The following is a 12,955-nucleotide window of genomic DNA, read 5'->3' as shown; positions in this document are numbered from 1 at the left end:
TTTGTTGCATAATAGGGAATAAGCTAACATCTCCAGGAATATAGTAGCAATATAACTACAATAGCGCATGAGGAGGTACTAGTAATGGACGTATTAAAAGTTTCAGCAAAATCAAATCCAAATTCGGTAGCAGGTGCACTTGCGAATGTTTTACGAGAGCGCGGCACAGCAGAAATCCAGGCGATTGGTGCGGGTGCATTAAATCAGTCTGTTAAAGCAGTAGCCATAGCACGGGGGTTTGTTGCACCAAGTGGGGTAGATTTAATTTGTATTCCTGCGTTTACGGATATTTTAATTGATAATGAAGAACGAACGGCCATTAAATTAATCGTTGAACCTAGATAATATGCAACATATCAGGAACCTTCCTATCTGAATGATAGGGAGGTTTTTTGTTTGCGATAAGGCTACAAGTATTGTTAAATTTAAAGAGAAGCTTTATACTGTACTATTGTATACCTATACATATAATTTAAGCTTATATAGAGAGGGGATTACTGATGAACGAAGAACAACGCAAACAGCAAGCGCAAATAGAGCAACCTGATAATTTTGATCGTATTAAAAATACATCAAGTGACGATATGATCGCTAAATATTTCCAAACAAGCTATGAACCTCAATCACCTGATATAAAAAAAGCAAGGAAGCGCCGCAAGGAAGATATTCAATTTCATTATGATTTCTCGATTCCTGAGGATGTGGCTACCATTGGCAAGGGTAAGAAATTCCTTATTCGTACCTATGGTTGCCAGATGAATGAGCATGATACCGAAGTAATGGCAGGGATTTTAACCGAAATGGGTTATGAATCAACCTCCAGCACAGATGATGCAGATATCATCTTATTGAATACGTGTGCAATCCGCGAAAACGCTGAAAATAAAGTGTTTGGAGAGATTGGCCATTTGAAGCCATTAAAACTGGAAAAACCGGATTTGATTATTGGGGTTTGTGGATGTATGTCCCAAGAAGAGTCTGTCGTAAACCGAATTCTCAAGAAACATCAACACATTGACCTGATTTTTGGAACGCATAATATTCACCGTTTGCCACAACTTGTGAAAGAAGCTCTGTTCGGCAAAGAAATGATTGTGGAAGTGTGGTCCAAGGAAGGTGATGTCATTGAAAATCTTCCAAAAGTACGAAAAGGGAAAATAAAAGCATGGGTTAACATTATGTACGGCTGTGATAAGTTCTGTACGTACTGTATCGTGCCAATGACGCGTGGTAAAGAACGAAGCCGACGTCCGGAAGATATTATTCAGGAAGTACGTCATCTCGTTGCACAAGGATATCAGGAAGTGACATTGCTTGGCCAGAATGTAAATGCGTATGGCAAAGACTTCGAGGATCTTGAGTACGGACTTGGTGATCTAATGAACGATATCCATAAAATAGACATTCCGCGTGTTCGCTTTACAACTTCACACCCAAGGGATTTCGATGATCGTTTAATTGAAGTTCTTGCGCAAGGTGGGAATTTACTTGATCACATTCATTTACCAGTACAATCTGGCAGTACCGAGATTCTTAAGAAAATGAATCGTAAGTATACAAGAGAAGAGTATTTGGAATTGGTCCATAAGATTCGAAAAGCGATGCCGAATGCTACATTGACAACGGATATTATTGTAGGTTTCCCGAATGAAACGGAAGAGCAATTTGAGGAAACAATGACATTAATGGAGGAAGTCGGCTTTGAAGCGGCTTACACCTATATTTATTCACCACGTGAAGGTACACCGGCAGCACGTAAAAAAGATGATGTTCCTGACGAAGTTAAAAAGCAGCGTCTATATCGGTTGAATGAGTTGGTAAACAAACAATCTGCTGAATCCATGAAAAAATATGATGGCAAAACAGTAAAAGTGCTTGTCGAAGGGGAAAGCAAAAAAAATCCCGATGTACTTGCCGGGTATACCGAAAGAAACAAACTGGTAAATTTCAAAGGTCCAAAATCATCTATCGGTAAAATTGTAGAAGTTAAAATAACTGAAGCCAAAACATGGTCCTTAAATGGTGTGATGGTGGAAAGTACAGTTGAGGTGAACTAACATGGCAGAATATAGCCGTAAAGAAGTATTGGATGAAGCAAAAAAACTAGCAAGTATGCTTGCTAGTACAGAAGAAATTGACCGTTTTAAACAGGTTGAAGCAAAAATTAATGAAAACAAAAAAGTTCAAAGCTTAATACAAAAAATCAAAACGCTCCAGAAGCAAGCTGTTAATTTCCAGGCTTATGATAAAAAAGAGGCCTTGACCCGTGTCGAAGAAGAGATTGATCGTCTCCAGGCGGAAATCGATGATATCCCTATCGTACAAGAATTCAAGGAAACGCAAATCGTTGTAAACGATGTGCTGCAGCTCGTTTCCAAAACAATTGCCCGTGAAGTAACAAACGAGGTAATTGAATCAACTGGCGGTGACGTATTGGCCGGTGAAACTGGTTCTAAGACTAAAAACAAATCTGGATGTACACACTAACATAAAAACCGGGCAGGAAAGCTGCCTGGTTTTTATTTTTATTAGAAAACATGCACGTCGTTGTAACAAACCTTTCGATGACAGTCTTTGTTGCACTTCTGTAGAGAGGGAAGCAATATATTCCTACCTGCAAAAAACCTTCATGACACTTATCCCGACTTCTTTTCTGGAAAGCTATGCACTTTAGGTATTTGTCTTGCATAAAATGACTATGAAAAAAGAGGAGGTAAAAGTAATCATGACTTTTCTTGATAAAGAATATAGAGAAATCATAACGAAAGCTGTTTGTGGTAAAGGACGAAAGTTTTCAAAGGAATCCCATTCCATCTCTCCGTCACATAGGCCTTCAAGCATTTTAGGGTGCTGGGTGATCAATCATTTATATAACGCTAAGAAAAAATCTGAAGACACAGTCGAGATTAACGGCAGTTATGATGTGAACATCTGGTATTCCTACAATGATAATACAAAGACAGAGGTGGTTACCGAAAGAGTAGCATACACGGACATTATCCCACTATCCGTGAAAGATGATAACTCACTCAATGACGAATATGATGTTATTGCAAAAGTTATTCAACAGCCGAATTGCCTAGAATGCAAAATTGCAGGCAGTGGAAGCAAAGTCACTGTAGAAATTGAACGTGAATTTGTTGTCCAGATTATTGGTGATACAAAAGTCTTTGTAAGAGTTAATCCAAAATGGGAAAAAGATGACGAAGACGATGACGATGCATGGGATTACAAGTTGACAGACGATGAAGTTAAAGATGTCAAGCCGGATTTCATCCATAAAAAAGACTAGATAATGAACGAGGGTTTGTTTACTCTCGTTTTTTCTTTTAAAGCGGATGTTCTAACAAATTCAATCATACCCTTGTGGTACTAACAATCAGTGGGGGAGAAGAACCCTCCCCACTGATTGAAATTTTACTTTATGCTATAATTAGAGAAGAATTCTTACGGTAGTAGTTGGGGGAAAAACAATGACGAAGCTTACACCAATGATGGAACAATACATAAAAATCAAAGCGGAATACAAAGACGCATTTCTATTTTACCGATTAGGTGATTTCTATGAAATGTTTTATGATGATGCAATTAATGCTTCAAGAGAACTGGAAATCACGCTAACTAAACGAGGGGGATCAAAAGGTGATCCGATACCGATGTGTGGGATACCTTATCACTCTGCTGAAAATTACATAAAGACATTAATTGAAAAAGGTTATAAAGTAGCAATTTGTGAGCAGGTGGAAGATCCTAAAACTGCAAAGGGAGTTGTCAAGAGGGAAGTTGTTCAGCTAATTACGCCCGGTACAGTAATGGAAAGCAATATGTTAAAAGAGAGTGAGAATAACTACATTGCGAGCCTTTCCCATTTTAACGATGGTTCCTATGTAATTGTCTATAATGACTTGTCAACCGGTGAGAATCACTTAACACTGATAAACCATGGATGGGATGCAGTCATCCATGAGTTATACAATCAGCCGATAAAAGAAATTGTTATTTCTTCCAATCTCCCGGATGAGCTGCAGTTGCAACTGCAGGAACGTTTGAATGTGACACTATCCTATCAGGATGAAGTAACCTTTCATGCTGAATTTCGTGGCTTGAGTGAGAACCTGAACGATGAACGCCTCATGAAGGCCTTCAGCCGACTGCTAAATTATATTCAGCTTACACAGAAACGGTCACTTGATCACCTTCAAAAGGCAGAGGTCATTCAACTTAATCAATATTTATCATTAGATATGTATTCTAAACGAAATTTGGAGCTTACAGAAACCATTATCAAAAAAGGAAAACATGGGAGCTTATTATGGGTTCTAGACAAAACAGCTACAGCGATGGGTTCCCGTATGCTGAAAAAGTGGCTGGAAAGGCCGTTGCTCAATGAAAAACTGATTGAAGAGCGTCTTCAGGCAGTGGAAGGTTTCTATCATGGTTTTATGGAGAGAGATACGTTACGTGAAATTTTAAAGTCAGTCTACGATTTAGAACGTTTGGCCGGGAGAATCGCTTTCGGAAACGTGAATGCAAGAGATTTAATCCAGTTAAAACATTCCTTACAGAGAATTCCCGATCTGAAGCGTACATTAAATCAATTTGGCTCGAAAGAAATAAGCAGATTGGCAGATGAGCTGTATTCACCAGCGCATGTTGTAGATTTACTAGATGAGAGTCTTGTAGAAGAGCCTCCAATTTCGATAAAAGAAGGAGCCATTATAAAAGATGGCTATAATGAGCAGTTGGATAAGTATAGGTTTGCAACTAAAAATGGGAAAAAATGGATAGCTGAACTTGAACAAAAAGAAAAAAGAGAAACAAATATTAAAACGTTAAAGATCGGATTTAATCGTGTCTTTGGCTATTATATTGAGGTAACAAAAGCAAATCTTCATTTATTACCTGAAGGAAGATACGAACGAAAACAAACGCTGACCAATGCCGAACGCTACATTACTCCGGAACTGAAAGAAAAAGAAGAACTTATTCTGGAAGCAGAGGAAAAAAGTGTGGATCTCGAATACAAGCTGTTTATTGAAGTTAGAGAGAAGATAAAGGAACATATTCCCGAGTTACAGCACCTTGCTGATGTTGTTAGCAAGGTTGATGTATTGCAAGGGTTCGCTACAGTCAGTGAAGCAAACAATTATAAGCGGCCACAATTTGTGAAAAGCAAATTAAATATAAAAAATGGGCGTCATCCTGTTGTTGAACAAGTGATGAGAGATGGATCGTTTGTGCCGAATGATATTGTCCTGGATGAGAACAAAAATATATTACTGATTACCGGTCCAAATATGTCAGGGAAGAGTACGTATATGAGGCAACTCGCTTTAACGGTAATTATGGGTCAGATTGGCTGCTTTGTCCCGTGTGATGAAGCGGAATTGATTATATTTGATCAAATCTTTACCCGTATCGGTGCAGCAGATGACCTTGTTTCCGGGCAAAGTACATTTATGGTCGAAATGCTTGAAGCAAATCATGCGATTGCGAATGCAACAGACCGAAGTCTTATTTTACTTGATGAAATAGGCCGTGGGACAAGCACATATGATGGGATGGCACTGGCACAGGCTATTGTAGAGTATATTCATAATAATATTCATGCCAAGACTCTATTTTCAACCCATTATCATGAGTTGACGGCATTGGAGGACACGTTATCCAATTTAAAGAACATTCATGTCCGAGCGGAAGAACATGAAGGAAATGTCGTTTTTTTACATCAAATTAAAGAAGGTGCAGCGGATCAGAGTTATGGTATCCATGTCGCAAAACTTGCTGAACTTCCAGACGCTTTGATCGAAAGGGCAGCGGAAATTCTGAAGCAATTGGAAAATGATGATAAACCCGCACCGATTACTGACAAAATAGAAGCGGGTCAGCTGTCCTTCTTTGTCGATGAAAGTAAAAAGGTAAAGAATGAAAAGCAACCAGCCAATAATGAAAAAGTAATTAACGATCTGAAGGAAATGAATTTATTCGAGATGACTCCAATGGAAGCTATGAATGAATTATACCGTCTTCAGAAACGGATAAAGCATTAGTATGAAAGGAAGGGATTGTTTGCATGAGTATCATTCAGATGTCAGATGCGCTGGCAAATAAAATAGCTGCTGGGGAAGTTGTTGAACGCCCCTCATCTGTAGTAAAGGAACTTGTCGAGAATAGTATTGATGCAAACAGTACGTGGATTAAAATTGACATCGCAGAAGCTGGATTACAGTCCATCAGGATCACAGATAATGGTGATGGTCTGTCAGAAGAGGATACGGATAAAGCTTTTCTGAGGCATGCAACAAGTAAAATTAGAAATGAAACAGATTTATTTCATATAAGGACACTGGGGTTCCGAGGAGAAGCATTAGCAAGTATCGCATCTGTAAGCCGACTGACAATCAAGACGTCCCAAGGTGACAGTGCTGGTACCTATTTATCTTTGGAAGGTGGAAAAGTACTCGAGAAAAAGAAAAGTGATGCGAGAAAGGGAACGGAGATTACTGTTGAAGATCTTTTCTTCAATACACCCGCCAGACTAAAATATATGAAAAGCCTGAACACGGAATTAGGCCATGTCACCGATCTTCTGAACAGGATGGCTCTCTCTCATCCGGAAATACGATTTGAGGCGACACATAATGGAAAAGGCTTATTTAAAACGTCAGGCACTGGAGATTTGTTGCAGGTCATCTCACAAATCTACGGAATGAATGTAGCTAAAAAGATGTTGCCGGTAAAACATAAAACCCTTGATTTTTCAATTGAGGGCTACATTGCCAAGCCAGAAATCACAAGGGCGTCGAGGGCATATGTATCTACCATTATCAATGGCCGCTATATTAGAAATGTTGCATTGACCCAAGCAATCCTTCGCGGGTATCATACACTGCTGCCAATTGGACGGTCACCCATTGTCGTTCTCGCTATTGATATGGACCCCATACTGGTGGATGTCAATGTACATCCGGCAAAGCTCGAAGTCCGCTTCAGCAAGGACAGGGAATTGTATGCAGCCATCGAACGAACAATTAAAACAAAATTTCGGGAAATTACTCTGATCCCTGAACTGGAACAAAAACCGAAACTAAAAGAAAAAACATTTCAGAATACATTGGACTTTGATAGACCAATCAAGAAAGACTCATTTGAAGGGGAAGGATGGCAGGAAAATCATAACGTGATTCATGAGGATACAGGTGATAATACAGTTCAGTGGAGTGAAATTCCTGCTTCTGATGATAGTGGAAGTATCACAGAAGAAACAACTCCTTCCATCAGCGGAAATAATGAGATGGCCAATGTACAAGCTCAATCAGATCTACCGGAGGAAATGGCTAAACCCCGTGTACCTACCTTGTATCCGATTGGACAGCTGCAAGGTACTTATATCATGGCACAAAATGAAAATGGCCTTTATATGGTTGACCAGCATGCTGCACAGGAACGAATCAAATATGAATTTTTCAAGGAAAAGCTAGGTAGACCAACCAATGAATCTCAAGAACTGCTATTGCCGATGACGTTTGAGTTTTCCAAACAGGAGTCACTTTTTATTGAAGAATATAAGGAAGATCTTGAAAAAGTAGGTTTATATTTGGAGCAATTCGGTAATCAGACCTATATTATTCGGTCCCATCCAAACTGGTTTCCAACCGGATTCGAGGAGGAAGTAATCCGGGAAATGATTGATCAGATTATGAATGAGGAAAAAGTGAATGTGGAATCAATCAGGGAGGAAGCTGCAATCCTAATGTCCTGTAAACGTTCGATTAAAGCAAACCATTATTTGAATCAGGATGAGATGTTTCGATTACTGGAGGATTTACGCAAAACAACGGACCCATTTACATGTCCGCACGGAAGACCGATCATTGTCCATTTCTCCACATATGAACTGGAAAAAATGTTCAAACGGATTATGTAATAGATGTATAAAATTTCCATATACCGCCGAAAATAGTTCTATAAACGATAGGGATATACGGTTGAAAATATCTTTTTCGTTTTAAAAATGCGAGGTGTGGAAATTGGATAACCAGAAACTGATCAATTTTTTAAATCAAATGCTTTCCAATTACTTTGTTTTGTATGTTAAATTACATCGCTATCACTGGTTTGTACAAGGCAGGAACTTCTTCATTCTGCATGAAAAATTTGAAGAAATGTATACTCGTTTCGCAGCAGACCTCGATCAAATAGCCGAGAGAATCTTAATGATTAATGGTAAACCACTTGCAACGATGCGTAAATATCTAAAGGAATCCACCTTGGAGGAAGCGAATGCCGATGATAAGGAGATGGAAATCATCGCACAGCTGTTACAGGACTTTGAACAAATCGTTTCAGAAATCAATAAATTGGGAATTCCACTTGCTGATGAAGCAAAAGATGACCCGACTGCAGATATGCTCACAAATCTAAAGGGAAGTCTCGAGAAGGATATTTGGATGTTAAAAGCGTATTCTGCATATGAATAAAAAAGAGATATAGGGGAATACTAAACTAATGAAAAAAAAAGTAATTGCTATTGTGGGACCAACCGCTGTCGGAAAAACAAAACTGAGCATTGAGCTTGCAAAACGATTCAATGGTGAAATCATCAGTGGGGATTCCATGCAAGTATACAAAGGATTTGATATAGGGACAGCAAAGATCAAACCGGTTGAGATGCAGGGGATTGAGCATCATATGATTGATATCAGAGATCCGAATGAGGAGTTCTCTGCTGCTGATTTCAAAGAAAATGTACAAACATACATAACTGAAATTACATCACGTGGCAAACTGCCGATTATTGTTGGTGGAAGTGGTCTTTACATCCAGTCCACACTTTATGATTATAATTTCTCCACAATGAAAAGGGATCATGATTTAACGAGGGAAATGGAGGAAAGCATTGCCTCTAGTGGAATAATGCCCTTATATAACCGTTTGGTGAAGATTGACCCTGAACAGGCTAATAAAATACACCCGAACAATCACAGGCGAGTAATCCGTGCGCTTGAAATCTATGAATCAACTGGAAAGACAATGACGGAGTATCAGAAAGCCCAAACGATCGAATCCCCTTATGAACCGATGTTACTTGGATTGGAAATGGATAGGGACCTCCTATATAATCGAATTAATGAACGCGTAGATGTCATGATGGCGGAAGGTTTATTAGAAGAAGTCAGAGATTTGTATGAAAAAGGATATCATGCATGTCCATCGATGAAAGCGATTGGGTATAAGGAGTTCATTCCCTATTTTGAAGGCGTGCAAAGCCTTGATGAAACAATTGAATTATTAAAACGTAACTCAAGAAGATATGCCAAAAGGCAGTTTACCTGGTTCAAAAATAAAATGGATGTAACCTGGTATTCCGTAACACCTGAGACAATTAATGAAAAATTTGGAATTATTTTTGAAGATTTAGCAGGAATTTTGAAATAATGGTAGAATTACTTTAATACAGATAGAAAAGAGGAGGAACGTAGTAATGGCTCAAACAGTAAATATCCAGGACCAGTATTTAAACCAATTAAGAAAAAATCATATCTCGGTTACTGTCTTTTTGACAAATGGATTTCAATTAAGGGGTATTGTGAAAGCTTTTGATAATTTTACAATCTTACTGGAAACAGATGGAAAACAGCAGCTTATTTTTAAACATGCTATTTCAACATTTGCACCGGTTAAAAACGTAACTCTTGAAAAAGAATAATTATATAACACGGGCGCTTATAGAGCGTCCGTTTTTAAATGATTAAACTTTCGCACCAGTATAATAGGTTAAACCTAGGAGGCCATAATCGCTCTGCATTTTAATAAAATAAGGCTGGTTCTCGTAATTATTGCTTTATCTGCTAAGCATTTTTTGTGAACTCCGAAGTAACTTAATTAATTACAATTGGGTTTGATATAAGCTGCGACGCGGGATAAGTAGCTTCGGCTACCGCTCTGGGGAATAAACTACGCTTTTCGCGGGCGGCTGGTGAGCCAACTTGCGCTAAAGCGCTGCGCTGTCTCACCGATGCCTCTGCTCCCGCAGAAGTCTCCGTTTATTCCCCAGAGCTGGTTAGAAGATTGCTGCCAATTACTCCTACGCGTCCGCCTAAAGCAATATAGGAATAGTGAAGGTAATGATTCAATAGATCTTTAAGCTTGTTATAAAAATGCTGGATTCAATTAAAGTAGATCCAAAAGCTTCAATCGTTCTTGTTGAGATTTCTTTTTTGAAAGAACTACCATATCAGCAGCCCGTATACACGTAGACTCCAACGGGAGGAAAGGCATAGGTGAGACACTGAAATGCGTGATTCTTGAAGGGGCTCACCAGCCGCCCGTGGAAAGCGAAGTGTATACGGGCTGCGGTTGCCTGAAAAACTATTTTCCATTACAAGTGCTTTACATTTAACATTGAAGTTATGTCGCATTTTATATCAACTGCGCTGAAGCCTAAGCGTTAATTCAAAGTCAACTTATGCAGTGTATTTCCAAACCGCCTAATTTTACCAAGGTTTATTTGTCAATATCACTATGCGACAGTAGAGTAAATTACATAAACTAGAAATGATTTTTACACCTGGGCATTTGTCACCCCTTTATAGGCTTTTGCGTATACTGTGGAAGAATGAGGGGTGATTTTATAATGGCACAGGTTCATGGATATAAGAATGGGAAAATCAATATTGTATTACAAGAACGCGAGAATGTTGATTTTCAGCAAAAAAGCAAGGTTCACTCTACTGAAAACAGTCCATTCAAACATATTGATCATGAATTTTCTTCATTTGTAGGTATGACTAATTTGAAAAACTCGATAAAAGAGATTTACGCAAGCCTCTTAATAAACGAAAAGCGTAAAGAGATGGGTTTAAAAGATTCCAAACAGGTGCTCCATATGCTTTTTAAAGGAAATCCAGGTACCGGGAAGACTACTGTAGCAAGGAAGCTGGCCAGCATTTATTATGAAATGAACATTCTTTCCAAAGGTCATTTTATCGAAGCGGAAAGAGCTGATTTGGTTGGGGAATATATAGGTCAAACAGCGCAAAAAACCCGCGCCATTATCCAAAAGGCAATGGGGGGAATTCTATTTATCGATGAAGCCTATTCCTTGGCTAGGGGTGGGGAAAAAGATTTCGGAAAAGAAGCGATTGATACACTTGTCAAACATATGGAAGATAATCATGAAGATTTTGTCCTTATACTTGCTGGTTATCCGTCTGAGATGAATCGTTTTTTGACATTTAATCCCGGATTGGAGTCACGTTTTCCTTTTATTTTGGAATTTGATGATTATGAAGTTGACCAGTTGATGGAAATTGCTAATCGAATGGCTGCGGAGAGAGAATATAATTTGTCAAAGGAAGCGGAATGGGAGCTAAGAAATCATCTTTACAAGAAGGTACAGCATAAATCAAGGAACTTCTCCAATGCAAGGTATGTGAGGAATGTTATTGAGCGGGCGATACGTATGCATGCTGTAAGACTCTTAAAACAAAACAGCTATTCTTCCAAAGACCTTGTTCTATTGACAGGAAATGACTTGCAGCTTGACCGCGACCGGACGAATAGTTAGTGTTATTTTATTTCAAAAGCATTATTTGTTATGATTAGCTTAAGCTTAAATGTGGCATAAATCGCATTAGATGAAGGAATGGAACTTTAGGACTTTCGTTTCATAACGTCTTTAGAATGCAATATAGAAAGAGGTCTGTCCATGTCCCTAGAAAAAATACTTATCATTGCAGTAAAGCGAAACAATCAAACGGAAGATCGATTTCAATCTTCCCTGGAGGAGCTAATTTCATTAGGAAAAACGGCAGGAGGAACGGTGGAGCTCGTCGTGACACAAAAGAGAAACAGAATCCATCCTGCTACTTATATTGGCGAGGGTAAAATCGCTGAGATAAAAGAAATGATTGATGAAGAGGATATTGATCTTGTTATATCAAATGATGAACTTTCTGCAGGTCAAATGAGGAATCTTACTGACCATTTAGGTGTAAGAATTATTGATAGAAGTCAGCTCATTTTAGATATTTTTGCAATGCGTGCAAGAACAAAAGAGGGTAAGCTGCAGGTTGAGCTTGCCCAATTGGAATACATGCTGCCAAGACTCCATGGTCAAGGTGTTGCAATGTCAAGACTTGGAGGCGGCATTGGGACAAGGGGACCTGGTGAAACTAAATTGGAATCGGACAAGCGCCATATAAGCAGGCGGATTTATGATATTAAACGAAGACTGAAATTGGTTGTAAAGCAAAGGGAACAATATCGTAAACGCAGGAATAATAATGATGTATTCCAAATCGCTATCGTTGGTTATACCAATGCAGGGAAATCAACATTGTTTAATCGGCTAACAAACAGTGATTCTTTGGAGGAAAACCTTTTATTCGCAACACTGGATCCTCTGACAAGAAAAATCAGAATGTCTTCAGGTTTTGAGTGTCTCGTAACAGATACAGTTGGTTTTTTGCAGGAACTGCCGACGTCGCTAATCGCTTCATTCCGGTCTACGTTGGAAGAGGTGACAGAGTCGGATTTTCTGTTGCATGTGGTGGACGGGTCCCACCCGGATCAGGCACAGCAGCAAGATACGGTCAATCGGCTGCTCGAAGAACTGGACGCCCAGAACCTGCCTATGCTTACCTTATACAATAAAAAGGATTTAATAAAGGATGATTTTATTCCAATAAATCATCCCTATATGCTGATGAGTGCTTTTGACAAAAATGATATTCAAGCAGTTTTGCAGCGGATAGAAGAAATTCTAAAGGAAGATTGGGATTCGTTTACGATTGTTCTGAATCCAGAAGAAGGAAAATTGATTAATAAGATCAGTTCAGAAACAATCATAAAAAATAAGGCTTTTAATGAAGAAGAAAACAACTATGTTATAAGTGGTTATATTAGAGAAAATCATTCATTGAACAGTTTACTAAAGGAGCAATAATCTAAC

The 12,955-nt window shown here is 38.7% G+C and carries 11 protein-coding genes; all 11 read left to right on the top strand.

Annotated elements, in window-relative coordinates:
• Nucleotides 1–84: 84 nt before the first annotated feature.
• The 11 genes from MN204_RS03565 (at nt 85) to hflX (ending at nt 12,949) form a co-directional block, all read left to right on the top strand.
• On the top strand, nt 85–345 hold the full coding sequence (locus tag MN204_RS03565; RefSeq protein WP_010649201.1) for a stage V sporulation protein S: 261 nt from the start codon (nt 85–87) through the stop codon (nt 343–345).
• Nucleotides 346–500: 155 nt separating this feature from the next.
• On the top strand, nt 501–2,057 hold the full coding sequence (gene miaB / locus MN204_RS03560; RefSeq protein WP_249869714.1) for a tRNA (N6-isopentenyl adenosine(37)-C2)-methylthiotransferase MiaB: 1,557 nt from the start codon (nt 501–503) through the stop codon (nt 2,055–2,057).
• 1 nt (nt 2,058) lies between these two features.
• Complete coding sequence (locus tag MN204_RS03555) at nt 2,059–2,487, top strand: YlbF/YmcA family competence regulator (protein ID WP_249869713.1); 429 nt, start codon at nt 2,059–2,061, stop codon at nt 2,485–2,487.
• Between the two features lie 238 nt (nt 2,488–2,725).
• On the top strand, nt 2,726–3,292 hold the full coding sequence (locus tag MN204_RS03550) for an outer spore coat protein CotE (protein WP_249869712.1): 567 nt from the start codon (nt 2,726–2,728) through the stop codon (nt 3,290–3,292).
• A 181-nt stretch (nt 3,293–3,473) separates the two neighbouring features.
• The gene (gene mutS / locus MN204_RS03545; RefSeq protein WP_249869711.1) at nt 3,474–6,050 is read left to right on the top strand and encodes a DNA mismatch repair protein MutS; all 2,577 of its coding nucleotides are present in this window, start codon (nt 3,474–3,476) and stop codon (nt 6,048–6,050) included.
• A 23-nt stretch (nt 6,051–6,073) separates the two neighbouring features.
• Complete coding sequence (gene mutL / locus MN204_RS03540; protein ID WP_249869710.1) at nt 6,074–7,927, top strand: DNA mismatch repair endonuclease MutL; 1,854 nt, start codon at nt 6,074–6,076, stop codon at nt 7,925–7,927.
• Between the two features lie 103 nt (nt 7,928–8,030).
• Entirely contained in the window at nt 8,031–8,480 is a 450-nt protein-coding gene (locus tag MN204_RS03535) for a Dps family protein (protein ID WP_249869709.1), read from the top strand.
• 28 nt (nt 8,481–8,508) lie between these two features.
• Nucleotides 8,509–9,438 carry a tRNA (adenosine(37)-N6)-dimethylallyltransferase MiaA gene (gene miaA, locus MN204_RS03530; protein ID WP_249869708.1) on the top strand — a complete coding sequence of 310 codons (930 nt, stop codon included), beginning with the start codon at nt 8,509–8,511 and terminating at the stop codon, nt 9,436–9,438.
• A gap of 46 nt (nt 9,439–9,484) precedes the next feature.
• Nucleotides 9,485–9,709 (top strand): RNA chaperone Hfq, encoded by a 225-nt coding sequence (gene hfq, locus MN204_RS03525; protein ID WP_067730166.1) that lies wholly within the window; start codon nt 9,485–9,487, stop codon nt 9,707–9,709.
• A gap of 927 nt (nt 9,710–10,636) precedes the next feature.
• The gene (gene spoVK / locus MN204_RS03520; RefSeq protein WP_249869707.1) at nt 10,637–11,569 is read left to right on the top strand and encodes a stage V sporulation protein K; all 933 of its coding nucleotides are present in this window, start codon (nt 10,637–10,639) and stop codon (nt 11,567–11,569) included.
• A 141-nt stretch (nt 11,570–11,710) separates the two neighbouring features.
• The gene (gene hflX, locus MN204_RS03515; RefSeq protein ID WP_249869706.1) at nt 11,711–12,949 is read left to right on the top strand and encodes a GTPase HflX; all 1,239 of its coding nucleotides are present in this window, start codon (nt 11,711–11,713) and stop codon (nt 12,947–12,949) included.
• Nucleotides 12,950–12,955 lie beyond the last annotated feature (6 nt).

Source organism: Oceanobacillus saliphilus, assembly GCF_023522835.1.
In the GTDB taxonomy this organism is placed as follows: Bacteria; Bacillota; Bacilli; order Bacillales; family Amphibacillaceae; genus Oceanobacillus; species Oceanobacillus saliphilus.
The sequence above is the reverse complement of the archived record's forward strand: the minus strand, read 5'-3'. Positions and strand labels throughout refer to the sequence as shown.